At 66.2% G+C, this 24,504-nt stretch carries 26 protein-coding genes and 1 pseudogene; 12 read left to right on the plus strand and 15 right to left on the minus strand.

Features of this window, described 5'->3' with window-relative positions; all coding sequences use genetic code 11:
- Positions 1 to 24: 24 nt before the first annotated feature.
- Positions 25 to 180, minus strand: a complete 156-nt coding sequence (locus tag H0193_RS12550) for a hypothetical protein (protein WP_181888315.1) — start codon at positions 178 to 180, stop codon at positions 25 to 27.
- Between H0193_RS12550 and H0193_RS01915 the strand changes: the two are divergent.
- Positions 149 to 643, plus strand: a pseudogene (locus tag H0193_RS01915) (type III PLP-dependent enzyme domain-containing protein); the annotation flags it as partial. The gene H0193_RS12550 and the pseudogene H0193_RS01915 overlap by 32 nt on opposite strands.
- Before the next feature lie 37 nt (positions 644 to 680).
- Here H0193_RS01915 and H0193_RS01920 read toward each other — a convergent pair.
- Positions 681 to 1,334, minus strand: a complete 654-nt coding sequence (locus H0193_RS01920; protein WP_338026570.1) for an IclR family transcriptional regulator — start codon at positions 1,332 to 1,334, stop codon at positions 681 to 683.
- Between the two features lie 94 nt (positions 1,335 to 1,428).
- Between H0193_RS01920 and leuC the strand changes: the two genes are divergently transcribed.
- Both leuC and leuD read left to right on the plus strand, forming a co-directional pair.
- Positions 1,429 to 2,850 (plus strand): 3-isopropylmalate dehydratase large subunit, encoded by a 1,422-nt coding sequence (gene leuC / locus H0193_RS01925; RefSeq protein ID WP_181888317.1) that lies wholly within the window; start codon positions 1,429 to 1,431, stop codon positions 2,848 to 2,850.
- Positions 2,851 to 2,862: 12 nt separating this feature from the next.
- The gene (gene leuD, locus H0193_RS01930; protein ID WP_181888318.1) at positions 2,863 to 3,453 is read left to right on the plus strand and encodes a 3-isopropylmalate dehydratase small subunit; all 591 of its coding nucleotides are present in this window, start codon (positions 2,863 to 2,865) and stop codon (positions 3,451 to 3,453) included.
- Between the two features lie 3 nt (positions 3,454 to 3,456).
- On the opposite strand, the gene H0193_RS01935 is transcribed toward leuD, so the two are convergent.
- Genes H0193_RS01935 through H0193_RS01945 form a run of 3 tightly spaced genes read right to left on the minus strand, consistent with a single transcriptional unit; the run spans position 3,457 to position 5,427 of the window.
- The gene (locus tag H0193_RS01935) at positions 3,457 to 3,918 is read right to left on the minus strand and encodes a hypothetical protein (RefSeq protein WP_181888319.1); all 462 of its coding nucleotides are present in this window, start codon (positions 3,916 to 3,918) and stop codon (positions 3,457 to 3,459) included.
- Positions 3,919 to 3,923: 5 nt separating this feature from the next.
- Complete coding sequence (locus H0193_RS01940; RefSeq protein ID WP_181888320.1) at positions 3,924 to 4,388, minus strand: YbjN domain-containing protein; 465 nt, start codon at positions 4,386 to 4,388, stop codon at positions 3,924 to 3,926.
- Between the two features lie 28 nt (positions 4,389 to 4,416).
- Entirely contained in the window at positions 4,417 to 5,427 is a 1,011-nt protein-coding gene (locus H0193_RS01945) for an NUDIX hydrolase (protein ID WP_181888321.1), read from the minus strand.
- A gap of 102 nt (positions 5,428 to 5,529) precedes the next feature.
- Here H0193_RS01945 and H0193_RS01950 point away from each other — a divergent pair, with 102 nt between their 5' ends.
- Together H0193_RS01950 and H0193_RS01955 are read left to right on the plus strand one after the other, a co-directional pair.
- Complete coding sequence (locus tag H0193_RS01950; RefSeq protein ID WP_181888322.1) at positions 5,530 to 6,528, plus strand: NAD(P)H-dependent glycerol-3-phosphate dehydrogenase; 999 nt, start codon at positions 5,530 to 5,532, stop codon at positions 6,526 to 6,528.
- Between the two features lie 21 nt (positions 6,529 to 6,549).
- Positions 6,550 to 7,590, plus strand: coding sequence for a D-alanine--D-alanine ligase (locus tag H0193_RS01955; RefSeq protein ID WP_181888323.1), 1,041 nt, complete (start codon positions 6,550 to 6,552; stop codon positions 7,588 to 7,590).
- An 11-nt stretch (positions 7,591 to 7,601) separates the two neighbouring features.
- On the opposite strand, the gene H0193_RS01960 is transcribed toward H0193_RS01955, so the two are convergent.
- Positions 7,602 to 8,537, minus strand: coding sequence for a DUF3515 domain-containing protein (locus H0193_RS01960; RefSeq protein ID WP_181888324.1), 936 nt, complete (start codon positions 8,535 to 8,537; stop codon positions 7,602 to 7,604).
- On the opposite strand from H0193_RS01960, the gene H0193_RS01965 reads away from it, so the two are divergent.
- From H0193_RS01965 to H0193_RS01995, 7 genes are read left to right on the plus strand one after another with little or no spacing between them, the layout of a single operon-like run.
- Positions 8,536 to 9,534: a thiamine-phosphate kinase gene (locus H0193_RS01965; protein WP_181888325.1), complete on the plus strand. Its 999-nt coding sequence runs from the start codon at positions 8,536 to 8,538 to the stop codon at positions 9,532 to 9,534. The genes H0193_RS01960 and H0193_RS01965 overlap by 2 nt on opposite strands.
- Positions 9,534 to 10,175 (plus strand): uracil-DNA glycosylase, encoded by a 642-nt coding sequence (locus H0193_RS01970; protein WP_236883399.1) that lies wholly within the window; start codon positions 9,534 to 9,536, stop codon positions 10,173 to 10,175. Before H0193_RS01965 ends, H0193_RS01970 begins: the two co-directional genes overlap by 1 nt.
- A 24-nt stretch (positions 10,176 to 10,199) precedes the next feature.
- Positions 10,200 to 11,732 carry a DAK2 domain-containing protein gene (locus H0193_RS01975; RefSeq protein ID WP_181888327.1) on the plus strand — a complete coding sequence of 511 codons (1,533 nt, stop codon included), beginning with the start codon at positions 10,200 to 10,202 and terminating at the stop codon, positions 11,730 to 11,732.
- Positions 11,733 to 13,835, plus strand: coding sequence for an ATP-dependent DNA helicase RecG (locus tag H0193_RS01980; RefSeq protein ID WP_181888328.1), 2,103 nt, complete (start codon positions 11,733 to 11,735; stop codon positions 13,833 to 13,835). It abuts the gene before it with no gap.
- A gap of 18 nt (positions 13,836 to 13,853) precedes the next feature.
- Positions 13,854 to 14,438, plus strand: coding sequence for a 16S rRNA (guanine(966)-N(2))-methyltransferase RsmD (gene rsmD, locus H0193_RS01985; RefSeq protein WP_181888329.1), 585 nt, complete (start codon positions 13,854 to 13,856; stop codon positions 14,436 to 14,438).
- Positions 14,439 to 14,915 carry a pantetheine-phosphate adenylyltransferase gene (gene coaD, locus H0193_RS01990; protein ID WP_181888330.1) on the plus strand — a complete coding sequence of 159 codons (477 nt, stop codon included), beginning with the start codon at positions 14,439 to 14,441 and terminating at the stop codon, positions 14,913 to 14,915. It begins immediately after the preceding gene.
- Positions 14,915 to 15,652, plus strand: coding sequence for a TSUP family transporter (locus H0193_RS01995; protein ID WP_181888331.1), 738 nt, complete (start codon positions 14,915 to 14,917; stop codon positions 15,650 to 15,652). The genes coaD and H0193_RS01995 overlap by 1 nt, the downstream gene beginning before the upstream one ends.
- 90 nt (positions 15,653 to 15,742) lie before the next feature.
- Here H0193_RS01995 and H0193_RS02000 read toward each other — a convergent pair whose 3' ends face one another.
- The 9 genes from H0193_RS02000 to istA all read right to left on the minus strand — a co-directional run bounded on the left by H0193_RS02000 (position 15,743) and on the right by istA (position 24,207).
- Complete coding sequence (locus tag H0193_RS02000) at positions 15,743 to 16,516, minus strand: amino acid ABC transporter ATP-binding protein (protein ID WP_272899111.1); 774 nt, start codon at positions 16,514 to 16,516, stop codon at positions 15,743 to 15,745.
- A complete protein-coding gene (locus tag H0193_RS02005) occupies positions 16,516 to 17,481 on the minus strand; it encodes an amino acid ABC transporter permease (RefSeq protein WP_181888332.1) in 966 nt (321 codons plus the stop codon). Before H0193_RS02005 ends, H0193_RS02000 begins: the two co-directional genes overlap by 1 nt.
- 2 nt (positions 17,482 to 17,483) lie before the next feature.
- A complete protein-coding gene (locus H0193_RS02010; RefSeq protein ID WP_181888333.1) occupies positions 17,484 to 18,383 on the minus strand; it encodes an ABC transporter substrate-binding protein in 900 nt (299 codons plus the stop codon).
- 115 nt (positions 18,384 to 18,498) lie between these two features.
- On the minus strand, positions 18,499 to 19,134 hold the full coding sequence (locus H0193_RS02015; protein ID WP_181888334.1) for a hypothetical protein: 636 nt from the start codon (positions 19,132 to 19,134) through the stop codon (positions 18,499 to 18,501).
- Positions 19,135 to 19,156: 22 nt separating this feature from the next.
- Positions 19,157 to 20,326 carry an MFS transporter gene (locus H0193_RS02020; RefSeq protein ID WP_202032078.1) on the minus strand — a complete coding sequence of 390 codons (1,170 nt, stop codon included), beginning with the start codon at positions 20,324 to 20,326 and terminating at the stop codon, positions 19,157 to 19,159.
- 35 nt (positions 20,327 to 20,361) lie between these two features.
- A complete protein-coding gene (locus tag H0193_RS02025; protein ID WP_181888335.1) occupies positions 20,362 to 20,817 on the minus strand; it encodes a MarR family winged helix-turn-helix transcriptional regulator in 456 nt (151 codons plus the stop codon).
- Between the two features lie 84 nt (positions 20,818 to 20,901).
- A complete protein-coding gene (locus tag H0193_RS02030; protein ID WP_181888336.1) occupies positions 20,902 to 21,174 on the minus strand; it encodes a hypothetical protein in 273 nt (90 codons plus the stop codon).
- A gap of 621 nt (positions 21,175 to 21,795) precedes the next feature.
- Positions 21,796 to 22,563: an ATP-binding protein gene (locus H0193_RS02035; protein WP_202032079.1), complete on the minus strand. Its 768-nt coding sequence runs from the start codon at positions 22,561 to 22,563 to the stop codon at positions 21,796 to 21,798.
- Between the two features lie 3 nt (positions 22,564 to 22,566).
- Positions 22,567 to 24,207, minus strand: coding sequence for an IS21 family transposase (gene istA / locus H0193_RS02040; protein ID WP_181888337.1), 1,641 nt, complete (start codon positions 24,205 to 24,207; stop codon positions 22,567 to 22,569).
- Between the last annotated feature and the right edge of the window lie 297 nt (positions 24,208 to 24,504).

The following is a 24,504-nucleotide window of genomic DNA, read 5'->3' on the forward strand; positions in this document are numbered from 1 at the left end:
GCGAGCGTACCCTCAAATAGAGCGTTAGGGGAAACGCCCCGGGTCTGGGCCAAACTCGAGTCCTTCAACCCCGGCGGCAGCGCCAAGGACCGCAGAGCCCGCGCCCTCGTCGCCGACGCCCTCGAGCGCGGCGTGCTCGGCCCGGGACTGGCAGGAGCCGACGCGCGGCGCGTGGCTCACCGAGGTACTCTCCGGTGGCGTCGCAGAGGCGCTGCGCGAGCGCGGGTTGCGTCTGTATCTTGAGCCGGGGCGCTCGCTTGTCGACGGCTGCGGGCTAACCCTTGCCGAAGTCGCCTTCACCAAGACCCGTTCCGACGGCGTGCCCCTGGTGGGCCTAACCATGAACCGCATCCAGTGCCGCACGGCCTCGGATAGCTTCCTCATCGACCCCTACCTGGTCAAGCGGACCCCGCCGAGTGAGGAGATCGAGGTGTTCTTGGTCGGCGCCTACTGCATCGAGGACGAACTGATCCTGCGGCGGAAGATCCGCTTCCCCCGCGGTGTGGCGGCGGGGGACCTCGTCGCGATCCCGAACACCGCTGGTTACTTCATGCGCATCCTGGCGAGCGCGTCGCACCAGATCCCGCTGGCGAAGAACGTGGTGTGGCCCGCGGGGCGCTTGGACGACATCGACGTTCGCTGAGGCCCGTTGGCGCCCCCAGTACCAGGCCGGAGCTCGGCTAGAGCTCGGCGCTCAGCCGAGCGGTGGCGTCCTTGAGCGCGGCGCCCCACTTGGCTGTGGGGCTCGGTCCGAGCCGCTCGGCCGGGCCGGAAATAGACAGCACGGCCACCAGCGCACCGTCCGGTTGGAACACCGGCGTGGACACCGATGCGAGCCCGACTTCGCGCTCGGCCACGGATTCAGCGAAGCCGTCGTCACGGACTTGCTGCAGGTCAGCGGCGTCGAAAGGCGCGTCGACGGGGGCAAAAGCCGCGAACACGCGGGCGGCGGAGCCGGCGGATAAGGTCAGGTGGGAGCCGACCGGGACCACGTTGTGCAGTCCGCTTTCGGGTTCCGCGGCGGCGATGCAGGTGCGCGTGGTGCCGGTGAGCTGGTAGAGCTGGGCGGACTCGCCAGTGGTCTCGACGAGATCTCGAAGCACCGGGGCCGCGGCCGCGAGCAGTCTCGGCGACGGCCCACCGGTGTAGCTGGGCAACGCGGGCCCAAGCGACCATTCGCCGCGTTCGTTGCGGGCGAGCACATGGTGCACCTCGAGTGCCGTGGCGATGCGGTGTGCGGTGGCCCGGGGCAGCTCGGTGGCGTCGCTGAGCTCTGCGAGCGATTTGTCGCCGCTGGCTACGGCCGCCACGATGGCGACTGCGCGGTCGAGCACTTTGATGCCTGATCCTTCGTTATACTGTCTCACAGTTCGAATCCTATCATCTCATTATGTGGGAAGGTGGGGAGGAAACGCGAAGGAGTTTGCTATGGCGGATACACCGTTGACGTTGGCGGAGAAGGTGTGGCGCGACCACGTGGTCAAGCAGGGCGAAAACGGCGAGCCCGACCTCATCTTCATCGATTTCCAGCTTCTGCACGAGGTCACCTCGCCGCAGGCGTTCGAGGGGCTGCGCTTGGCCGGGCGCACGATGCGCCACCCGGAGCTGCACCTGGCCACCGAGGACCACAACGTGCCCACCGAGGGGATCGTCTCCGGCCAACTGCTCGAGATCGCGGAGCCGACCTCGCGCACCCAGGTTGCCACGCTGCGCGAGAACTGCGAGGAGTTCGGCGTAACCCTGCACCCGATGGGCGACGTCAAGCAGGGCATCGTGCACACCGTCGGCCCGCAGCTGGGCATCACCCAGCCGGGCATGACCATCGTCTGCGGCGACTCGCACACCTCCACCCACGGCGCGTTCGGCTCGATTGCCATGGGCATCGGCACCTCCGAGGTGGAGCACGTCATGGCCACCCAGACCCTGCCGCTGAAACCCTTCAAGACCATGGCCATCGAGGTCACCGGCGAGCTGCAGGAGGGCGTGACCGCGAAGGATCTGATCCTGGCGATTATCGCCAAGATCGGCACCGGCGGCGGCCAGGGCCACATCATCGAGTACCGCGGCGAGGCCATCGAGAAGATGTCCATGGAAGCGCGCATGACCATCTGCAACATGTCCATCGAGGCAGGCGCGCGCGCCGGCATGGTCGCACCCGACCAGAAGACCTTCGATTACGTCGAAGGCCGCGAGTACGCACCAAAGGGCGCGGACTGGGACGCCGCGGTGGAGTACTGGAAGACACTGCCCACCGACGCGGGTGCCACATTCGACACCGTGGTGGAGATCGACGGCGCGTCGCTTACCCCGTTTGTCACCTGGGGCACCAACCCCGGCCAGGGCCTGCCGTTGGGCGAAAACGTGCCGGACCCGGAGGACTTCACCGACGAGACCTCCAAGCAGGCCGCCGCCAAGGCCCTGAACTACATGGACCTCACCCCAGGCACGCCGCTGCGCGACATCGCCATCGACACCGTATTCCTGGGCTCGTGCACCAACGCCCGCATAGAGGACCTGCGCGCCGCCGCCGAGGTGGTCAAGGGCCGCACTATCGCGGGCAACACCCGCATGCTGGTCGTGCCCAGCTCCACGTTGGTCAAGCAGCAGGCGGAGGAGGAAGGCCTGGACAAGATCTTCACGGACTTCGGCGCCGAGTGGCGCACTGCCGGGTGCTCGATGTGCCTGGGCATGAACCCGGATCAACTGAAACCGGGGGAGCGGAGTGCGTCGACAAGCAACCGCAACTTCGAGGGACGGCAAGGCCCCGGCGGGCGCACCCACCTTGTCTCCCCGCTGGTCGCTGCGGCGACCGCTGTCACCGGCCACCTCGCAAGCCCCACAGACCTGTAAAGGAGCACCCCGATGGAGAAATTCACCACCCACACCGGTGTCGCCGTGCCGCTGACGCGCTCGAACGTGGACACCGACCAGATCATTCCGGCGCGCTACCTCAAGCGCGTCTCCCGCACCGGCTTCGAGGACGGCCTGTTTTCCAACTGGCGCGAAAGCGAACCCGGGTTCGTGCTCAACCAGGACGCTTACGCCAACGGCTCCGTGTTGTTCGCAGGGCCCGATTTCGGCACCGGCTCCTCGCGCGAGCACGCCGTGTGGGCGCTGATGGACTACGGCTTCCGCGTCGTGTTCAGCCCGCGCTTCGCCGACATCTTCCGCGGCAACTCCGGCAAGGCCGGGCTGTTGGCCGCGAACCTGCCGGAAAGCGACATCGAGCTGATCTGGAAGCACTTGGAACAGCACCCGGGTGAGACCGCCACCGTGTCGCTGGAAGACCGCACGGTCACCGTCGGCGACAACACGTTCGTCTTCGAGGTGGACGACTACACCCGTTGGCGCCTCATGGAAGGCCTCGATGACATCGGGCTGACGCTTCGCGACGAAGACGCGATCGAGGCCTTCGAAGCGAAACGGCCGGCGTTCAAGCCGGCCGTGCGGTAAGCGCTAGTCCTGCGCCGCTTCCTCGTCGAGGCGCTGGGTGACCTCCGGCGCGAACTCGGTGAGGAAGTCGCGCGAGGCGGCCACCACGCCCTGGATGCCGGTGAGGATGTGGGACTCGAACTGGTTGTCCGTGTACTCCCAGTGGCCGGGCAGGCTGTAGGCCACGCCTAGGGCAGTCACCCCGCGCTCCTCGTCTTTGAGCGCGGTGACGGTGGGGTAGGCCTTGGTGTAGTTGTACTGCTCGGCCCAGTTGCGGATGTCCTCGTAGCGATCCGCGCCGATGGAATCCACCGCGACCGAAGAAATCACGTTGATGTTCGGGGCGATGTGCGCGATTTCCAGGCCGATGCGCGCGAAGCCGGTGCGGATGGCAAACTCGCTCGCCTCGTCGTACTGCCAGCCCTGCTTGGCAAAGACGTCCTTGACGCGCTGGATGGACAGGGGCTTCAGGGTGTCGTTGCTCATGGGTGTTACGCCTCCTTAGCGCCGTCGTTGAAGGATTCTTCGCGGCCCGGGAAGGTCGCGCGCAGCTCGCCGGCCACGTGGTGGATGGCGGAGAAGAAGTACTCGCACATCTCGCGCAGCTGGGAGTCGGCGAAGCCGTCGCCGGAGAAGAACGGCGCCTCCATGATCGCGATGGCGGTGCCGTCCTCGCGCTGCACCGGGTGCACGCGCACCAGCGGCAGGGTGCGGTTCATCACGTTCGCGAACTCGCGAAGCTTCTCGACGTCCTCCGGTTGATCCACAACCGCCATCCACCTAGACGTTGCCTTGAATCCCTCGCGTTCGACCTCGAAGAAGACCACCAGGCCGGGAAACGCGGTGCGGACCTCGCCGCCGTCTTCGCGGAAGTACTTCAGGTCCATGCCTTCCAGCGTGGAGGCGATGCGTTCCTGCGTCACCGGCGGGAATGCGGTGGGGGTGGGGGAAGTCATAAGTAGAATCCGTTCCTTTCTTTTTCAGCTACAGCACCGGCAGTGCGGACGGGACGTAGTCGGCTCCGGTGAGCTGGCCGCCGTGGAAGCTCAACACCCACACGGAGCCCTTCTTCGCGTGGATCTCCGTGTCGATGGGCAGAGTGCCCTGCGCAGACAGCCAGGCGATCATGCCGGGGATGACATCGCCCTGGGCGCAGACCACGGAGGTGCCGCCCTGCTCGATCACCTCGGTGAAGGCACGCTGCGCGCCGACCATGTCGGACAGCCACGCCCCGTCGCCGAAGCGCTCGTCTACGGCCACGTCGATGCCTAGCTCGTCCGCAAGCGGGGCGACGGTGGTCTGGCAGCGCTCCGGTGCGGCGGAGTAGATCCGCTCAGGAGAAAACGCGCTGAGCAGCGGGACCAGCATCTCGGACTGGCGGCGGCCCTTCTTGTCCAGCGGGCGCAAGTTGTCGTCGCCGGACCACTTCTCGCGCTCGTGCGCGTGGGCGTGGCGCACGTACAAAACGCGCGCGTCCGCCGGGGTGCCGAAGCGCTTCTGTGCCTTGCGCAGCACCTGGCGGTCCAGGTCGTAGGTCATCAGCGCGCAGGCGTCGTCGATAGACAGCCAGCGGATCTCGTCCACCTCGTCGTTGGGCTCGAACTCGCCTTCGGTGACCTCACCGGTCCAGTAGTAGACCACCTTGGTGGTCTTCTTCACCGGGTAGACGGTCTTGCCCAAAAGCTTGCCCAGGCGCACGTCGAAGCCGGTTTCTTCCTTGATCTCGCGCACCGCGGTCTGCACCAGGGACTCGTCCGGGTCCAGCTTGCCCTTGGCCAAAGACCAGTCGTCGTAGTGCGGGCGGTGGATGCACGCCACCTCCAGCGAGTCGGGGTTGTTCAGGTCGCCGCGCCACAGCACCGCTCCGGCGGCAAGCGTGGTGCGCTTGAACTCGCTTTGCGGGTGGTTGGGGATTTGCTGCAGGCGCCCGGTGAGGAACATTTCACCGCGCGTGTCCTTGTCCTGCTCGTGCAGTTGGCGGTCGTCATTTGGCATACGTTCCATTGTGTCGCAGACTCGGCGGGCGCGCTAGGTCCGGTCAGGGTCCGGGAGGGGTGGTACGTTGAAGCGGTTGAAAAACGCTGGGAGGACGCACTGATGGTCAACGTGGCAGTACTGGGCGCCGGTTCCTGGGGGACCACCCTCGCCAAGGTGTTCGCGGACGGGGGCAACCCCGTGAGCCTGTGGGCGCGGCGCGAAGAGCTCGCCCGCACAATCCAAAACACGCGGGAAAACCCCGAGTACCTGCCCGGAATCGAGCTGCCGGCGGCCATCCAGGCCACCTCGAACGCCGCCGAAGCCCTAGAGAACGCGGCGATCGCCGTCTTCGGCGTGCCCAGCCAGACCATGCGCGACAACCTCACCCGCTGGGCGCCGGACTTGCCCGGCGACGCCACCTTGGTCTCCATCTCCAAAGGCGTGGAATCCGGCACGCACATGCGCATGAGCGAGATCATCGCGGAAGTCACCGGGGCGGAAAGCGAACGCATCGCGGTGCTGTCCGGGCCGAACCTCTCGCGCGAGGTCGCCGAGGAACAGCCGGCCGCCACCGTGATCGCCTGCGCCGACGAAAACCGCGCCAAGCTCGTCCAAGCCGCGTGCGCCACCACCTACCTGCGGCCGTACACCAACACCGACGTGGTGGGCTGCGAGATCGGCGGCGCGACCAAAAACGTCATCGCACTCGCCTGCGGCATGGCGGCCGGGCAAGGCCTGGGGGACAACACCTTGGCCACCCTGATCACCCGCGGCCTGGCGGAAATCACCCGATTGGGCGCGGCGCTTGGCGCGGACGCGCGCACCTTCGCCGGCCTTGCGGGCATGGGCGATTTGGTGGCCACCTGCGCCTCGCCGCTGTCGCGCAACCGCACCTTCGGCGCCGCGCTCGGGGAAGGTGCGAGCATGGACGAGGCCCGCGCCGCCACCAAGGGCCAGGTCGCGGAGGGGGTGGTGTCCTCGCGCAGCATCTTCCAGCTCGCGGAGAAGCACTCCGTGGAGATGCCGATCACCCAGGGCGTGTACTCGGTATGCCACGAAGGCATGAAAGTCGCCGACGTCATCGCCGCGCTGATGGGTCGCAGCAAGAAAGCGGAGTAGCGCCCGGTAGGCTAGCTCCCCGTGATCCGCATAGCTGTTTTGTACGGTGGCATGTCCACCGAGCACTCGATTTCCTGCATCTCCGCCGACTCGGTCATGTCCCACATGCCCGCAGACTACGAGGTGTTTCCCATCGGCATCACGCAGGAAGGCGTGTGGGTTGAGGGTGTGACGAATCCGGCGGAGGGGGCGGAGCTTCCCGTCGTCAAGCATGGGCGCGAAGTTGCGCTCTCCTTGAACCCGCAGCGCAAGGGATTGCTTTACGATGTCACCTCCGGCGAGCCCATCACCACCGTCGATGCCGTCTTCCCGGTGCTCCACGGCAAGTATGGCGAGGACGGCACAGTCCAAGGCCTGCTCGAGCTGGCCGGGGTGCCGTACGTCGGCCCGGGCGTGCTGGCGTCCGCGTGCGGGATGGACAAGGAGTACACCAAAAAGTTGGTGGTGGCTGCCGGGATCCCGGTCACGCGCGAGGTGATCTTGGACGGCGCGCGCGAGCTCACCGAGGCAGAGCGTTCGCACCTGGGGTTGCCGGTGTTTGTGAAGCCGGCCAACGGCGGGTCCTCCATCGGCGTGTCCAAGGTGACCAGCTGGGAGGCGCTGCCGGCGGCGGTGTCGCTGGCGCTGGAGTCCGACGGCAAGGTCATCGTCGAGGCTGAGCTGGTCGGCGACGAGGTGGAAGTCGGGGTGCTGGAGCGCCCCGACGGCACCGTCGCCGCGTCCGTGCCTGCCAAGCTCAACGGCACCGAGGACTCCGCGGAGGGCTTCTACGGCTTTGAGACCAAGTACCTCGAAGAAGGTGTGACTGCCACCATCCCGGCGCCGTACTCGGACGAGCTGATCGCCCAGCTGCAGGACATGGCGGTGACCTGCTTTCGGGCGTTGGACTGCAAGTCGCTGGCGCGCGTGGACTTCTTCGTCACCGACAACGGGCCGGTGCTCAACGAGATCAACACCATGCCCGGCTTCACCGCCATCTCCATGTACCCGCAGGTGTGGGCCGCCACGGGCGTGGACTACCCGGAGCTGCTGAGCACGCTGATCCGCACCGCGCTGCGGTAGGGGGTGCGGGCCTAGGCCTGCCCGGTGTGCTCGGCGACGAGGTTGGTCAGGTTCGTGATCGCCTCGTTGCTCTCCGCCTGCGGCAGCGACGCGGCCACCTGGACGTCGCGGCCCATCGCGTACCAGGTGGAAGCGGTGGTGCCGTTGGCCAGCTTCACGTCCTCGAACCACGGCACGCCGTTGACCTGGTCCAGGCGCGCGCCCGGGCCGTAGTTCTCCGGGGCGGCGACGCCGCAGCGCAGCACGATCGCGTCTTGGCCTTCGGCGGACCAGGCCACGGTCTGCTCGCTCACGGCGTCGACGCGGGTGTAGCCGTCGGCGATGGAGTCGGGGGCCGCGGCGAGCAGGCTGTTGCAGGAAGCAGCGCCAGCGCCGCCACCAGCGGCGAGGTCCGCGAGCGGCGCGGGGTGCTGCTCAGGGGCTGGGCCGGTCAACGCGGAGGTGTCGATGCCGGCGACGGGGGCGGTGCCGTCGCGAAGCTGCTGCGTGTCGGCGGTGACGGCGAGGACGGGGGAGCGGTCCACCGTGAACCAGGTGGCAAGGGTGGATCCCGGGGTGGCGTCGTTGACGCGCAGCCAGCGCGCGCCGTCGACGTCCTCGGGCTGCGAATACGGGGTGTACTGCGCGGGCGCGTCCACGCCGCAGCGCAGGGTGATGCGCTCGGTGGAGGAGGCCTGCCACGCGGCGGCGCCTTCGGGGGCGGGCTCGGCCAGTTCGGCGCGTTTGAGGTCGGCGAGGGTGGACGGGAGGGCGTCGATAAGCGATGTGCACTCTGAGGAAGACGCCTCGGGCGCGGGAAGCTGCGTCATCGCCACCGGCTGCAACGCCACGCGGTTGAAGAACACGCGCGCGCCGACGAGCACGCCGAGCACCAGCGCCACCGCCAGCCCAAGACTGACGTAGATGGTGGTGCGGTTAAATTGAGCATCATGCGCCGTGGAACCCATGGCGGCTGAGTCTAGTGAAAGGGTGCGCGCAGACGTGATCGAGACAGACTTTCCCACCGATGGGCCGACACTGGGCGAGCTCGGCGAGCGCGAAGTCATCGCGCTGATCCGCGCCCAGGCGCCGTCCGCGCTCAACGGCGACGACGCCGCGGTGCTCACCCAAGCGGCGCCGAACTCCCGCGTGGTGGCCAGCACCGACATGCTCGTGCAGGGCCGCCACTTTACCGCCAAGACCACCACGCCCTACCTGCTGGGGCGCAAAGCGGCGCTGCAGAACTTCGCGGACATCGAGGCAATGGGCGCGCGTCCGATCGCGGCGTTGATGGCGGTCTCCGCGCACCCGGATACCCCGGCGAAAGTGCTGGAGGAGCTCGCGCGCGGGGTGGGCGACATGGCGTCGGACTACGCCTGCGAGCTCGTCGGCGGCGATGTCACGGGCGGCGACTACCTGGTCGTGTCCGTCACCGCCATGGGAGCGCTCGGCGGCAACCGCCCGCCGCTGACGCTGGACGGAGCTCGCCCGGGTCACCGCGTGATCGCGCACGGGCGCATCGGGTACTCCGCGGCGGGTCTGGCGCTGCTGCAGGCGGGCGTGGACGTCCCGGCGCAGCTCGAGCCACTGGTCGCCGCGCACCAGGTGCCGGAGCTGACCCCGGGCCGCGGCGTGGTGGCGCGCGCTGCGGGGGCGTGCTCGATGACGGATAACTCGGATGGGCTGATCCGGGACATCACCCAGCTTGCGGAGGCATCCGGAGTGGGTATCGACTTTGCGTCCAACGCTCTCGCCCCCGACCGGCTGCTGGTGGAGGCGGGCGAGCTGCTCGGCGTGGACCCGTGGGAGTGGGTGCTCGGCGGCGGCGAGGACCACACGCTCATCGGCACCATCGAAGGCTCCGCGCCGGTGGGCTTCCGCTCCATCGGTGCGGTATCCAGGAAACAAGGCGTGCGTATCGACGGCTCCGCGCCCGCCACCGACACAGGATGGGAGAGCTTCTGATGTTGCCCGTGCACGAATCCTGGCAAGCGCCGCTGGCGCCTGTGGAAGACCAGATCCACGCCATGGGCGACTTCCTGCGCGCAGAAGGCGAGTACCTGCCGCGCGGCAACGACATCCTGCGCGCGTTCGCGGACCCGTTTGAGGACGTGCGCGTGCTCATCCTGGGCCAGGATCCGTACCCGACGCCGGGGCACCCGATGGGTCTGGCGTTTTCCACCCAGCCCGGTGTCGCGGCGCCGCGTTCGCTGGTGAACATCTACAAGGAGCTTGAGGCCGATCTTGGCGTCCCGCCGCGCAAGGACGGGGACTTGAGCTCCTGGTCGAAGCAGGGGATTTTGCTGCTGAACAGGGTGCTCACCGTGCGCCCGGGCGCCCCGGCGTCGCACCGCGGCAAGGGCTGGGAGGCCGTGACGCAGGCGGCGGTTGAGGCGCTGGTGGCCCGCGGCACGCCGCTGGTGGCCATCCTGTGGGGCCGCGACGCGCAGACGGCCGCGAAGTGTCTGGGCGGCACCCCGCGCATCGAGTCGCCGCACCCCTCGCCGCTGTCCGCCTCCCGCGGTTTCTTCGGCTCCCGGCCGTTCTCGCGGGCGAATCAGGAGCTGGAGAAAATGGGTGCCCAGCCGGTCAACTGGGCACTCTAAGCAGAACCTGTAAACTCTCTCAGCATGTCTGCATCTCCGCTTTCTAACGGCGCACGCCTGCTCGCATGGTCCCGCCGCGCCTTAAGCGAGCTGGAGCGCAAGCGCGCGGAGATCAACGAGCTCAACGTGTTCCCGGTTCCGGACGGGGACACCGGCTCCAACATGGCGCACACGATGGCTGCTGCGGTCGAGGCCGCCTCGGAGCTGGAAGACGGCGCGGGCTTGACCGAGGTCGCCGAGGCGCTGGCCGTCGGCGCGGTGCGCGGTGCGCGCGGGAACTCCGGGGTCGTGCTCTCCCAGATCCTGCGTGGCCTCGCCCAGGCTGCCAGCTACGGGGCGACGGAAGGCGAGATGCTTGCCGTCGCGCTCACCAACGCCGTCGGGTTCGTGGACCGCGCTATCGCGGAGCCGGTCGAGGGCACCATCATCACGGTGCTGAGCGCCGCGGCCGACGCCGCACGACCCAACGCGCACCTCCCGCTTGCCGACGTCGCTGCCGCCGCCACCGCCGCCGCCGAAGACGCCCTGCAGCTCACGCAGAACCAGCTGCCGGCGCTGCGCGAGGCCGGAGTCGTCGACGCCGGTGGGGCGGGCCTGGTGGCGGTGCTGAACACGCTGACGGTTGAGGGGGAAGGTGAGCGGGAACCGGAGGACGTCGATAGGCAAAAGCCCGAAACCCACGGCACCCAGGGCGAGCTGGAAGTGATGTTCAGCTTCCGCGGGGACTTGGAGGCGCTGAAAGGCGAGCTGGCGGGGCTGGGCGACAGCCTGATTGTCGCGCCGCTGAACGACGGCGAGGCCACGGTGCACATCCACTCCCGCGACGCCGGCACGGTTATCGAGGCTGCATTTGCGTTAGGCGAGGTAGCTGACCTGCGCCTGGAGGTGCTCACGAGCGCCGTGGCGGCCGGCGCGCCGGAACGCCTGATCATCGCGGTGACCCCGCCGGGGTCTGTGACCAGCCTGTACGCCGCATCCGGCGCGGTGACGGTGGTGCCGGGGCCGAACGTGGCGGCGGACATGCTCGACGCAATCACCCGCTCCGGCAGCAACGAGGTGATCGTGCTGCCGAACGGGCAGCTGAGCAACAGCGAGCTCGCGGAAGTGGAGAACGCGGCGCGCGCGGTGGAGCAGTCCATCACCATCCTGCCCACGGTGCGGCTGGTCTCCGGTATCGCGGCGCTGTCCGTGCACGACCCGGCGCAGCCGTTGGCCACCGCCGCCTTCGCCATGTCCGAGGCGGCCGGCGAGATGCGCACGGCGCTCGCGTTCCGCGCCGAGAAGGGTGCGCTGACCTTGGGCGGGGCTGTTGCGAGGGGCGACGTGGTGGTCACCTCACGCGGCGAGCACATGCTCATTGCCGACGAGCCGATGGAGGCCGTGGAGCGCGCCTGCCGCCGCCTGCTCGAGCACGGCGGGGAACAGGTGAGCATCCTGTTCGACCCGAACGAGTTGCGCGCGGACGCGTTGGAGGAGCTCGCGGGCAAACTTGGTGTCGACGTGATGGTCTATCCTGCGGACGGACTGCAAGCCTGCGCGGAGATTGGGGTGGAGTAGATGCTGGGTTTCGAGGACACGCGCCCGCTCAACCTGGTCATTCCGCTGAAACAGGCCAAGGCGATAGGCAAGCACCTCGACATCCACACCTGCGGCGAGCTGCTGCGCTACTACCCGCGGCGCTACCTGCACTACGGCACCGGCGCCGACCTCGCCGGGGTGAAACCGGGCGACACGCTCAACGTCATCGGCACGGTCGTGGGCACCGAGCAGTTCACGTCCAAGAAACAGCCGAAGCGGCCCATTTACAAGGTGCACGTGGACGACGGGCGCCAGGTGTTTTTGGCCGCCTTCTTCGGCTCCCACTACGCCCAGCGCGTGCTCAAAGAAGGCCGGCGGGTGATGCTGACCGGCAAGTACGACGTGTTCCGCAACCAGCCGCAGCTGTCGCACCCGGACTTCGTGCTTCTGGACGGCCCCACGCAGGCCACCGGCGCGCTGAAACAGCTCGGCCACTTCGGCGACATCGAGCAAATCATGAGCGGGCGTGAGTGGCTGCCCATCTACCCGGCGGTGAAAAACGTCAGCACCTGGACCATCATGGGCGCGGTGCATGCGGTGCTCAAAGAACTTCCGCCTATCGACGAGCCTCTCGGCTTCACCCCAATAGGATTCTTGCCCCTGAACTCGGCTGTCCACCAGATCCACGAGCCGGGCCCGCCGGGACCCGCCCGTGCGCTGGAGCGGCTGAAGTACGACGAGGCGCTGTCCGTTGCCCTGGCCATGGGCGTGCGGCGCGCCGACGCGGAGGCCCGCAGCGCCGAAGCGCTGCCGCGGGTCGTGGGCCGCGATGAGGACCTGCTGGTGCAGCGCTTGCCGTTCCCGCTGACCTCCGGCCAGGACGAGGTGGTCGCGGAGATCACCCGCGATATGGCGCGCACCGTGCCCATGAGCCGGCTGCTGCAGGGAGAGGTCGGTTCCGGCAAGACCATTGTGGCGCTGATTGCCATGCTCCAGGCCGTGGACAACGGCGCGCAGTGCGCCTTCCTCGCGCCCACCGAAGTGCTGGTGCTGCAGCACGCCCGCTCCATGACGAAGGTGCTGATGAATGCGGGTCTGCCCACCCGCGTGGTGGCGCTGACCGGGTCCATGACGGCGGCGCAGAAGCAGGACGCGCTGCTGAAGATCGTCACCGGCGAGGCCGACATCGTGGTGGGCACCCACGCGCTGATCCAGGATGGGGTGGAGTTTTTCCGCCTCGGGCTTGTGGTGGTGGACGAGCAGCACCGCTTCGGGGTGGAGCAGCGCGACGCGTTGCGCGCCAAGGCGGGGGATGAAACCCCGCACCTGCTGGTGATGACGGCGACGCCGATCCCGCGCACCATCGCCATGACCGTCTTCGGCGACTTGACCGTGTCCACCCTGCGCGAGCTGCCCGGCGGGCGAAAACCCATCCAGTCCGCGGTGGTGCCACAGTTCAAGCCGCGCTGGGTGGCGCGCGCCTGGGAGAAGATCCGCGAGGAGGTCGCCGCCGGCCACCAGGCGTACGTGGTCTGCCCGCGCATCGACGGCGAAGGCGGCGTGCTCGAGGTCTTCGCCGAACTCGCGTCCACGGAGTTCGAGGGCTTGAACGTCGCGTTTTTGCACGGCCGGATGAAGGGCGAGGAGAAAGACACCGTCATGGCGGACTTCGCCGCCGGCGGGGTGGACGTGCTGGTGGCCACCACGGTAATCGAGGTCGGCGTGGACGTGCCCAACGCGACGGTGATGATGGTGCGCGAGTCCGAGCACTTCGGCGTCTCCCAGCTGCACCAGCTGCGCGGCCGCGTTGGCCGCGGCGGCAACCAGTCGCTGTGCCTGTTCCACACGCTGGCGAAGGAGGGGACCCCGTCGTTTGAGCGCGTGAGCCAGGTCGCGTCCACCACGGACGGCTTCGCGCTGGCGGAGCTGGACCTGCTCAACCGCCGCGAGGGCGACGTACTGGGCACCCAGCAGTCCGGCATGCACCGCACGCTGAAGCTGCTCAACCTGGTGGAGGACTTCGAGCTGGTGCGCCGCGCATACGACGACGCCGCGCGCCTGGTGGCGGACAACCTCGAGTTCGCCCGTGCCGCCACCGCGGATTTCATTCCGGAGGACTTCGAATACTTGGACAAGAGCTAGGGCGTTAGAGTTGTGGCCATGAACCGCATCATTTCCGGCGAGGCCCGCGGCCGCAAGATCAAGGTGCCGCCAGAGGGCACACGTCCCACCTCGGACCGGGCTCGCGAGGGCCTGTTTTCCTCCCTGCAGGTCCGCTTCGGGTTCGTGGACATGAACGTTCTCGACCTGTTCGCCGGCTCCGGCGCGCTGGGGTTGGAGGCTGCCTCGCGCGGCGCCGCCGAGGTGGTGCTGGTGGAAAACAACCCGGAGGCCGTGCGCGTCATCGAGTACAACGCCGGTGTGGTCGGCCACCCCAACGTGACCATCGAGCCGGTGAAAGCGTCGACCTACCTCGCCCGCGCGCCGCGCAACCACTTCGACATCGTGCTCGCGGACCCGCCGTACGAGCTCGCGGATGAAGCCGTCGCGGAGATGGTGGAGGCGCTGAAGCCAACGCTTCACGACGGCGCCGTGGTCGTCGTCGAGCGCCACCGCGAAAGCCCCGAAACGGCCTGGCCACAGGAGTTCACCCCGACCGGCCAGAAGCTGAAGAAGCGCCTGTACGGCATCGCGCGCATGGACATGGCCGTGTACACGGACCCGGAAGCAGAGGTGGAGGAATAAATGACTACCGCAGTGTGCCCAGGCTCGTTCGATCCGATCACGAACGGCCATCTGGACATTGTCACCCGCGCTTCGCGGCACTTCGACGAGGTGGTGGTCCTGGTCACCGGCAACCCGACAAAGACCTCGGGGCTGTTTTCCATCGACGAGCGCGTCGAGCTGATCCGCGAGGTGATCGCGCACCTGCCCAACGTCCGCGTGGACAGCTGGGGCGGGCTGCTTGTGGACTACACCTCCGCCCACCACATCACCGCCCTGGTTAAGGGCTTGCGTTCTTCGTTGGACTACGAGTACGAGCTGCCCATGGCGCAGATGAATCGCCGCCTGACCGGGGTGGACACTTACTTCCTGCTCACGGACGAAAAATACGGCTACATTTCGTCCTCGCTGACCAAGGAAGTAGCCAAGTACGGCGGCGACGTCACCGGCTTGGTGCCGGATTCTGTGCGCGAGGCGATGGCGGAGAAGTACCGCTAGTGCTTGTCGCTTTGGGCGTCGGCGTTGCCGTCGCGGTGGGCGCGTGCCTGCAGCGCATCTCCGGCATGGGCGTGGGGCTGATCGCCGCCCCTGTACTGTCGCTGTTGCTCGGGCCTGTCGACGGCATCCTGCTGGTCAACCTCCTCGCCGTCATCAACGCGGCGACCAACACCTGGGGCATGCGCGCAGACGTGGACTGGAAAAAGTTCGCCCCGATCGCGCTCGCGCTCGTCTTCGGCGTGGTCCCGGGGACTTGGGTGGTGGCGAACGCGCCGACCAACGTGCTGCTCGTGCTGGTCGGGGCGCTGCTGCTGCTCGCGCTCTCGGTGGTCACGCTGGGCAAGCGCTACGTGCCCCGGGTCGAAGGGGTGGTGCCAGCGGCCGCGTCCGGTGTGATCGGCGGGTTCATGAACACCCTGGCCGGGGTGGCAGGGCCTGCGATCACGGTGTACGCGGAAGCTGCCCGTTGGCCGCAGCGGGTCTACGCCGCCACGCTGCAGCCGATCTTTTTGGTTGCCGGCACGCTGTCCTTCACGGTGAAGGTGGTCGCCGGTGCCGCCGACGTGACGGGCATCGAGCCTGCGCTGTGGGTCGCCACGCTGGCCGCTTTGGCGGTAGGCATTGGCGCGGGCAAGCGGCTGGCGCCCCGGGTGCCGTCTACAACCGCGCACAAAATAGCGCTGGGTTTAGCTTTCGCCGGCGGGGTGACGGCCCTCGTGCGCGGGCTTTTGACCTAAGTTTTTGTACGAATCGACAGCTGATTTGCGTTTGCCCAGGTCAGTTTCCGACCAAATGGGCAAAATGTCGATTCGTACAAAAATGCGCGCCTAGAACAGGGTGGACACGAACGCCTTGGTGCGCTCGTGCTGCGGGTTGTCCAGCACCTGCTCCGGGGTGCCGTACTCGATGATCTGGCCGCCGTCCATGAACGCGACCTTGTCGGCCACCTCGCGGGCGAACGCCAGCTCGTGGGTCACCACCAGCATGGTCATGCCCTGCTCCGCCAGCTCGCGCATCACGCGCAGCACTTCGCCGACGAGTTCGGGGTCGAGGGCGGACGTGGGTTCGTCGAAAAGCATGAGCTTCGGATCCATGGCCACCGCGCGCGCGATGGCCACGCGCTGCTGCTGGCCGCCGGAGAGCTGGATGGGGTAGGCGTCGGCCTTGGTGCCCAGGCCGACCATCTCCAGCAGCTCCATCGCGCGGGCCTTTGCCTGGTCCGCCGGCTGGCCCTTGACGTGCACGGGGGCCTCGATGATGTTGTCCAGGACCGTGCGGTGACCGAAGAGGTTGAAGTTCTGGAACACCATGCCGATGTCGCGGCGCTGCTTGGCGGCGTCCTTCTCGCTCATCTCGTGCAGCACGCCGTCGCGATCGTGATAGCCGATCAGCTCGCCGTCGACGTAGAGGCGGCCGGCGTTTACCTTCTCCAGGTGGTTCACGCAGCGCAGCAGGGTGGACTTGCCGGAGCCGGACGGGCCGATCAGGCAGGCAACCTCACCGGGGTAGACCTCCAGGTCGATGCCCTTGAGCACGTCGAGGTTGCCGAAGGACTTCCACACGTCCACGGCCTGAATCATTGGCTTCTGTTTGACGGTCATTAGCGCTGCCCCTTCTTTTGCGGTTCTTCCACGATTTCAACGTTGTTGGGGATGGTGCCCTCGGCGTCGGCCAGGCTGGCCAGCTGGCGGGCGGTGAGCTGGCGGGTGGCACCCCGGTCGAAGTAGCGCTCCAGGTAGTGCTGCGCCACCATGAGCAGCGAGGTGATCACCAGGTACCAGGTGGCGGCGACCAAGAGCATCGGCACCGGCTCGAACAGGGCGGCGGCGATGTCCATGGAACGGCCGTAGAGCTCCAGCGAGTAGGGGATGGCCACCACGAGCGAGGAGGTCTTCAACAGTGAGATGAACTCGTTGCCGGTGGGCGGGATGATGATGCGCATGGCCTGCGGCAGCACCGTGCGTCGCATGGTCTGGCCCCAGCTCATGCCCAGCGCCTTGGAGGCCTCCACCTGGCCCTCCGGGACAGCGGAGATTCCGGAGCGGACGATCTCGGCCATGTACGCGGCCTCGTTCAGACCCAGGCCGACAACGGCGAGCGCGAAGGCCGACGAGGTGAACGGGTCCAGCGGGATCTCGGTGAAACCGAGGTTGATCGTGTCGTAGATCGCGCCGATCAGACCCCAGAACATCAGCTGGACGTAGACCGGGGTGCCGCGGAAGATCCAGAGGAAGATCCAGCCGACGGTCTTGAACACCGGGTTCGGGCTCATGCGCATCACGGCGAGCAGCACGCCGCCGACCACGCCGAGGAGCATGGCCAGCACCGTAATCGCGATGGTGTGCAGTGCCGCGGTGGCGATGCGGGTGTCCAGCAGGTAGGCGAAGTACGTGTCCCAGCCGTAGGCGTCGTTACGCGCGGCGCCGATGACGAACCAGAGCACCAGGACCACGAGTAGGGCGGCCAGCGCCCAGCGGCCCGGGTGGCGCAGCGGCTTGGCCTGGATGCGCTCGGGGCGGGTGCGCTCTTTCTGGCTCGCCGCGTACTTGGAATAGGGGGTGCTCATGCTCACTGTCCTCCCAGAGGTTGTTCGTTAATCAGGGCCTGGTCCAAAAGGCCGGTGTCGATGTTCCACTGCTTCAGAATCCGCTCGTAGTCGCCGGTGTCGATGAGGTGCTGCATCGCCGCCGCCATCGCGTCGGCCAGCGGCGAGCCCTTCGGCACCGCGAAGCCGTAGGGGGCTGCGTCGAACATCTCGCCGACCATCTCCAGCACGCCGTCGGAGCGCTCCACGGCCCAGGCAGTGACAGGGGAGTCCGCGCTGTACGCGTCGGCGCGACCCACCAGCGCCGCGAGGGCGGCGTTGTCTGCGGTGTCGAAGGCCAGCACCGTGATCGGGTCCTTGCCGGCGGCCACGCAGGCCTCGGACTTCGGGCGCACGTCGTCGGTGTCTGAAACAGTGGTGCGCTGCACCGAGACCGTCAGCCCGCAGGCGTTGCCCGGGTCCACGTCGTCGCCTGGTTGGGCGGCCCACTGCACGCCCGCGTAGAGGAAATTGACAAAGTCGAAAGACTGGCGGCGTTCCTCGTTGTCCGTGAAGCCCGACGCGCCAACGTCGAGGCTGCCCGAGGACACGGCGGGCAGGATCATGGCGAAGTCCATGTCGTCGGCCTGGAAATCCATGCCCATGACCGCTGCTGCGGCGCGGGCGAGGTCGAGTTCCACGCCGATGAGCTCGCCTTGCGAGTCTTTGAACTCGAAGGGGGCGAACGGCGGGTTCGTGCCCACGTTGAGCACGCCGTCAGCGGCGACCTCCGGCGGCACCATTGCCGCGATTTCGGGCACAGCGTCCGGGACAATCGGTTCCCAGCCGTCGGGGGTGCCGCCCTCCTCATTGGTCACGCAACCCGCGAGCAGCATCGTCGCGCTCAGACACGCGGCGACGCGCAGGGAGGTGGTGTGTTGCATACCGGCTCCAATACATGATGAATAATTACAATCCATCGTATATTACACCGGGCCGCAAATGCGTATCGACGGCCCCAGGTCACCCCTGTGGCCGTCGATAAGCAAATGCTTTTGGCTACTGCTGCGCCATGCGAATACCGCGCATAACCAGCTCAATCAGCGAGCCGATCACCAGCATCCCCAAGAACACGGGGATCAGCACCGAGGTGGCCTGGCTGGAACCTGCCGATGACTGCGCGAAATCGCCGGTGAAGAAACCGGAGGACATCATCGCGGAGCCTTGGGCCTCCTGCTTCCACAGCTCGACCGGGTTAGCGGTGTCCGGGACGGAGGAGTTGCGGGCCCACGCCTGGACGAATTCTTTGCCTTCGCCCTCTTCCATGCCGTCGGTCCACTCCAAGAACATGTCGGAAGAGGAGACCTCTTTGAGCGGGTTCTTCTCCGGGTCGATGTAGAGCGGATCGTTCTCCGGGTCCTGGTCCAGCCACTCCAGGTCCGGCGACGGGTCGCCCGGCTTCCGCGGGCCCTTCTTCTTATTGTCGGTCTTGCTGGAGGAGCCTTCCTCGCTGCTGGATGAGGTGCCCTCAGCCGAAAGTTTTTCAAACGCGTCCGCGGTGTTGCGGAGAACCTCGGCATCTTCTGCGGTGATGCCGGTGCCTTCCGGCTTGGTCTGCGAGGTGGCGGAAGGTGCGTTCAGGCCTGCAAGGACGAGTGCTCCGGCGGTGACGCCGGCGATGAGAGACTTGCGCATGGGGCGTATCTTAACCAATCCGTTAGAGAATGCGATGCAGAGTCTTTCGACCTGCGAAGAGGATCACCAGCGAGACCACGAGTGAAGCGGCGCCGAACCAGTACGGCACGCCAGCGCCCAGCGACGCGGCCAGCGGGCCGGATACAGCTGGCGCCACAGCGCCGCCGAGGAAGCGCATCCCCGAATAGCTCGACGACGCCACGTTGCGCGGCATCTCCGTCGCCTCCATGACGGCTTCAGTGAGCACGGTGTTGAAAACGCCACTGAAGAAACCCGCGAGAATGACCAGGACCACTACGACGCCCAACCGGTGAGCGCCAAAGCCGAGGCCGGCGAGAACTGCACTGAAACCGAGGAGCACGGTCACCACCACCGGAATCAGGCCGAAGGCGCGGGTCAGGCGAGGCGCGATGAACACCGAAGAGACAGCCAGCGCCAGGCCCCAGCCGAAGAAGACGTAGCCCAGCTCAGTCGCGCCGAAGTTGCGCCCGCTCAGCGCTGCAGCTTCCTCAATGGGGTAGGGCGAGTAGGCGAGCAGGGTGAAAAAACCGAAGTTGTAGAAAAACGCCACCAAACCGAGAGTGAGTAGGGCTGGGTCCTTGGCTGCTGCGAGCCCCGCCGTCAGCGCGACGGGCTCTGGTTTGCGCTGTGCCTTGGCCAGCAGCGTCGCAATCGCGATAAAGCCGGCCGCCATGAGCACTGCAGTGCCGTAGAAGGGTGCGCGCCAGCTGATCTCACCCAGCACGCCGCCGGCGAGGGGGCCGATGGCCATACCGACGCCGATCGCGGCCTCATACAGGATCACCGCCTGGCCCGCGTGCCCGGCCGCCGCGCCGACGATGGCCGCCAGCGCCGTAGAGATAAACAGTGCATTTCCTAGACCCCAGCCGGCGCGGAAGCCGATGATTGCGTCGACGGAGCCTGCGGCGCCAGAGAGCGCCGCGAACACGACGATCAGCGCTAGGCCAATCAGGAGCGTGGTCTTGACACCGATACGCGATGAGATGAACGCGCTGAAGAACATCGCCAGCGCCGTGATCAGGAGGTAGCTGGTAAACAGCAGCATCGTTTGCGTTGGCGAGGCATCCAGTTCGCGGCTGATGGCGGGAAGGATCGGGTCCACCAGCCCGATGCCCATGAACGAGACGGCGCAAGCGAAGGCTAGGGCCCATACCGCTACGGGCTGTTTCAAAATGGAATGGTTTTCCGGTGTGTGCGGCGAGTCTGTCACTCGCGACCTCCTTTACGTTGTTTCAACTCTGCGGTCAGCTCCGGCAGAAGCTCCGCCGCGCGCTTGAGCGTCGCGACGTCCTCCGGCTTCAACGGCTCGAACACAGGGGCCACCGCCTCGGCTGCTGCTGCCCTGTAGCTGCGTAGCACCTCGCGGCCGGCATCGGTGATGGTCAGCGCTGTTGCGCGGGCATCGTCGTCGGCGGTGTGTCTGGCGGCGTAACCGTCGTTCACAAGCCGCTTCATGGCCTGGCTCATGGAGGGCTGGCGGATGCCTTCCCGTGCTGCAAGCTCTCCAATCCGGAGCCCCGGCTCGCGCTCGAGTGCTGCAAGCGCGCGCATGGAGACGTTTGAAAGCTCCATGCCGGATGCCTGGTACGCGGCGCGTGTGAAATGGCTTCCGGCCGCGATGAGTTCTACAGCGAGCGCGGGGAGGTCCTCGTTGGAGTGCATAGGAGAACTATATAGGTTGCCTATGTATAGCAAAACCCCGCAGGTCAACAAGGCGTGCGGGGTGTGCTCGTGGCGGGGGAGGGGCTAGTCCTCGGCCTCTGCGTCGAGGCGGGCCTGGTCGCGCTGGCGGCGCTTCTTGCTGAATTCATGGCTGGTCACTCCGGCCACCACAGCGCCCACGACGGCACCGACGATTGCGCCGGTAGCGCCCGCGCTGTCAAAGCTGCCCGAGGGGTCGAAGCCGCCAGTGGCGATGAGTCCCACCAGCCAGACTGCACACAATGCGAAGTAGGTGATGAGTACGCCACGGGGAGTATCACGCAGGCGGATGACTGGTGTGGCGACGTAGTTGCGCATCTACTGCGAGCTCGCCGCACTGCTAATGAGCGGGATTAAAAGCACGATGGCCGACCACAGTGCCTGACGGCTAGGCAGCACCCACGCGAGGATCGCGCCGACAAGATGAGGCACCGGTTTTATTACCAAGTCGATTTCATGATCTGGCGCAGGACAGTCGTGTGGGGCTGCCACCGCAGCATTCGTGGAATAAGAGGTTGCCCTGGTGGTGATGAGAAAACGAGGCAACGCGCGCGACGGTGCCTCGTGAAAATCTAGTGGGACTCAGAGGGGCTTCGAAATTGAAAACTCGCTGTCACCGCGGGAACCAGTCGCGCCACCAAAATGCCCCGCCAACAGCATTTATGTCGGTCACGGGGTGTTACAGGGGGTTTCGGAAAACTCCTTGACCACCACTGATGTGGCCCGGTTCCATCCTTAGTTCCACGGGCTTGCGTATTCAGTTCCAAATTCATCCTAGCCAGCGCCCGAAAGTAGCCTATACGCAGCGGGAACCGAAGCGGCTCCCGCTTTGAAAAACCGCCCTGTTTAGACCACGTGTTTAGTAACGGTGTGGTGAGTATCGGGTAACGCCCGGGTGAGTATCGAGTAACACCCGGGCGTTTAGGTTGGTAGCGGGGGTTATTGGGTCAGTCGCATGTTGGTGCCTTCGAGTGTGATGATTTCGGCGCCGGCGACGAGTCGGTTGAGGATGGATTCGGCGATGACGGCATCGGGGATGGATTTGTACCACTCGTCGGGTGTGAACTGGGATGTCACGATGGTGGATCCGCGGGGTTCGCGCTCTGCGAGGATGTTGAGCAGTTGGTGTGCGGTGACGGCATCGATTGGGGTGGTCAGGAAGTCGTCGAGGACTAACACGTCTGTGTGGTGGAGGTCTTCGAGGAATGTGATGCGGGCTGGGTCGTCGTGTTTGAGCACGGCGAGGTGGTTGGCAAGTGTGTCGGTGCGGAAGAAGCGTGCGGAGTAGTCGTTTCGGCACGCCGCGGTGAGTAGTGCTTGGGCGAGGTAGGTTTTGCCGACGGAGGATTTGCCCAGGATGACAATGTTTTGTGCGCTTTGGCACCATTGGCAGTGAGCGAGTCGGGTGATTTGCTCTTTGTTGATGGTGCGGCCGGGCGTGTAGGTGATGTCTTCGATACAAGCATCGGGATTTGGCGATCGGGATGCTTTGAGCAGTTTGTTGACTCGCCTCTCACGCTTGGCCGCTACCTCTTTATCGAGTGCGTAGAGCACTTTGTCGGAGAAGCTCCAGTCGTCGAATGCGGGATCGGCGGCGATGTCGATGACGCTTTGTCCGAAGGCGGTCATGCGTAGATCGGTAAAGATCGGCAGGACTGATTCGTCGAGGAAGCGGGCGGATGATGATGCTGGTTGCGGGTGGGGCATGGGTTATGCAGATCCTTTCTTGGTGAGGTTTTCGAGGCTGAACTGGGCAGCACCACCGAGGTAGGCGCCGCGGGTGTCACGCGCTGACGGGGCAGGCGCACCGTCAGCGGGTCTGCCGGTTAATTGATCGGTTGGCAGGTCAGTGCCTGTAGGTCGTGTGGAGGTGTCTTTGCGCACGGCGGCCATCATGTTTTTCACCGCGGTATACGACACAGCACGCCTGGCGCCGTCGGTGGACACCAACCGCCTGCAGGCTTCTTCGAGGATTGGCTTGTTGGTGTGTTTGCCCATGCTGAGCACGTTGCGGCACGCTTGGTACGCCTGGGCAGGGATCGCTTTGGCTTCGATGATCTCGGCAATCACCTGGCGGGTGGCCGGCCCGATCTTGGCGGCTTCGCGCAGGAAGTACTCGCTTGTCCATAACCCACGGGTGTCACCTATGTTCGCCGGGATGTGGTCGGTGTCGGTGACATACACCCCGCGGGCACGCGCGAGTTGGTGTCTGGCCACACGCTGCCCGGCGTCGAAGACGGCGAGACTGTCACCGGTGATACGCACATCCACGGTGCGGCCCACCAGCTGGTTGGGCACCGAGTAATGCGCGTTGTGCACTCTGATGTGGAAATTAGGCGCGACTTTGGCGCGTTTCCATTCGGTACGCTGCCACGGTGTTTCAGGCAGCGCGGTGAGCACGTCGCGTTCGAACTGATCAAACAATGCGCGCCTGCTCGTCGCATTGCCGCGAAACGGCGTGGCAGCGTTGATCCCATCGACTAGGACGGTAATTTTTGCGTTGAGCTCGTCTATTCCGGCGCACTGGTGGCCATCGAGTGCGTGGATAACGTTCTGGGTGACAATCTTGACTGCAGCTTCAACGCTGGCCTTATCCTTGGGACGTTTCGCCCGAGCCGGCAACGCGGCGGTGTTGTAGTGCTCCAAAAACTCCTCGTAGGTGGAGTTGACCCGGCGATTCCTGTCCGCGGCACTGATCACATTCGAAGCCGTTGAGGCATTATCCGGCACGATGACCTCGGCAACCCCGCCGAAGTACTCGAACGCGCGGATATGGGCTGCAAGCCACGCGTCCTGGCGCTCATCCGCGCACGCGCAGGCGAACACCATGCCCGAATACGGCAGCGAGGCGACAAAGATGCTGACCTTCGAGCCTTGCCCGCCGGTGGGGTCAAACAACCGCATCTTCGTGCCTGCCCAGTCCACCTGCATCGTATGGCCTGGGGCATGGGTGATCCTGGCGGTCAGCCCGGCTGCATCAACGTGTTGAGCCACAAGTTGGCGAAACCGCTCGTAGCTGTAGTACCGCTGGCCTGTGCCCGCAGGCTGTGCGGTGTAGCGGCCCCACAGCACCTGCAGGGTCACTTTGTTGCGCCCGGTGCGCGCTTTGGCGACAGCGTCGAAATCGATCGGGACGAAATCGCCCTGAGCATGGCTGCGCCCGTCGACGAACCAGTCCGCCAGCTCATGATCCGCAACCCCACGAAGTTGCTCACGGGTTGTGATGTTGTGTTCCACCAGCGCATCGCGTGCTTTTTGCACCGTGGTGTGCGAGCACCGCAGACTCGAACAGATTTGGCGGACAGACCAGCCTTTGAGCACTTGATCCATTACCGCCCGGTAGTCAGTCACAATCAGACTCCTCTGGTAACGCCGCGTGCCCTGAAGTCACGCGGTCACCAGAATCCTCCCCCGGACTGTTACTGGATGCTCACCAATGCGTTACTCGATACTCACCACGGTGTTACTAGATACGACCGCGCAACAAACCGCCCCTCCCACTGTTGCGAAAACCAGAGTGAGACACTGCGCCGGAGCGATTTAGCGAACCGTCTTGCGACCCGCTTGCTCTGACGGAGCAACACGCCTAGTCGCAGACCTCGATCCGCCCACCCCCTGCCACTCAACCCAGAGCTTTGACCCGCTTTC

The sequence above is a fragment of the Corynebacterium haematomassiliense genome (assembly GCF_013978595.1).
In the GTDB taxonomy this organism is placed as follows: domain Bacteria; phylum Actinomycetota; class Actinomycetes; order Mycobacteriales; family Mycobacteriaceae; genus Corynebacterium; species Corynebacterium lehmanniae.

What these genes read in the sequence shown, in the direction of transcription:
- leuC (WP_181888317.1), top strand. Translation starts at nt 1,429, where the DNA reads ATGGCGGATACACCGTTGACGTTGGCGGAGAAGGTGTGGCGCGACCAC.
- leuD (WP_181888318.1), top strand. Translation starts at nt 2,863, where the DNA reads ATGGAGAAATTCACCACCCACACCGGTGTCGCCGTGCCGCTGACGCGC.
- H0193_RS01935 (WP_181888319.1), bottom strand. Translation starts at nt 3,918, where the DNA reads ATGAGCAACGACACCCTGAAGCCCCTGTCCATCCAGCGCGTCAAGGAC.
- H0193_RS01940 (WP_181888320.1), bottom strand. Translation starts at nt 4,388, where the DNA reads ATGACTTCCCCCACCCCCACCGCATTCCCGCCGGTGACGCAGGAACGC.
- H0193_RS01945 (WP_181888321.1), bottom strand. Translation starts at nt 5,427, where the DNA reads ATGCCAAATGACGACCGCCAACTGCACGAGCAGGACAAGGACACGCGC.
- H0193_RS01950 (WP_181888322.1), top strand. Translation starts at nt 5,530, where the DNA reads ATGGTCAACGTGGCAGTACTGGGCGCCGGTTCCTGGGGGACCACCCTC.
- H0193_RS01965 (WP_181888325.1), top strand. Translation starts at nt 8,536, where the DNA reads ATGGCGGCTGAGTCTAGTGAAAGGGTGCGCGCAGACGTGATCGAGACA.
- H0193_RS01960 (WP_181888324.1), bottom strand. Translation starts at nt 8,537, where the DNA reads ATGGGTTCCACGGCGCATGATGCTCAATTTAACCGCACCACCATCTAC.
- H0193_RS01970 (WP_236883399.1), top strand. Translation starts at nt 9,534, where the DNA reads ATGTTGCCCGTGCACGAATCCTGGCAAGCGCCGCTGGCGCCTGTGGAA.
- H0193_RS01975 (WP_181888327.1), top strand. Translation starts at nt 10,200, where the DNA reads ATGTCTGCATCTCCGCTTTCTAACGGCGCACGCCTGCTCGCATGGTCC.
- H0193_RS01980 (WP_181888328.1), top strand. Translation starts at nt 11,733, where the DNA reads ATGCTGGGTTTCGAGGACACGCGCCCGCTCAACCTGGTCATTCCGCTG.
- rsmD (WP_181888329.1), top strand. Translation starts at nt 13,854, where the DNA reads ATGAACCGCATCATTTCCGGCGAGGCCCGCGGCCGCAAGATCAAGGTG.
- coaD (WP_181888330.1), top strand. Translation starts at nt 14,439, where the DNA reads ATGACTACCGCAGTGTGCCCAGGCTCGTTCGATCCGATCACGAACGGC.
- H0193_RS02000 (WP_272899111.1), bottom strand. Translation starts at nt 16,516, where the DNA reads ATGACCGTCAAACAGAAGCCAATGATTCAGGCCGTGGACGTGTGGAAG.
- H0193_RS02005 (WP_181888332.1), bottom strand. Translation starts at nt 17,481, where the DNA reads ATGAGCACCCCCTATTCCAAGTACGCGGCGAGCCAGAAAGAGCGCACC.
- H0193_RS02010 (WP_181888333.1), bottom strand. Translation starts at nt 18,383, where the DNA reads ATGCAACACACCACCTCCCTGCGCGTCGCCGCGTGTCTGAGCGCGACG.
- H0193_RS02015 (WP_181888334.1), bottom strand. Translation starts at nt 19,134, where the DNA reads ATGCGCAAGTCTCTCATCGCCGGCGTCACCGCCGGAGCACTCGTCCTT.
- H0193_RS02025 (WP_181888335.1), bottom strand. Translation starts at nt 20,817, where the DNA reads ATGCACTCCAACGAGGACCTCCCCGCGCTCGCTGTAGAACTCATCGCG.
- H0193_RS02030 (WP_181888336.1), bottom strand. Translation starts at nt 21,174, where the DNA reads ATGCGCAACTACGTCGCCACACCAGTCATCCGCCTGCGTGATACTCCC.
- H0193_RS02035 (WP_202032079.1), bottom strand. Translation starts at nt 22,563, where the DNA reads ATGCCCCACCCGCAACCAGCATCATCATCCGCCCGCTTCCTCGACGAA.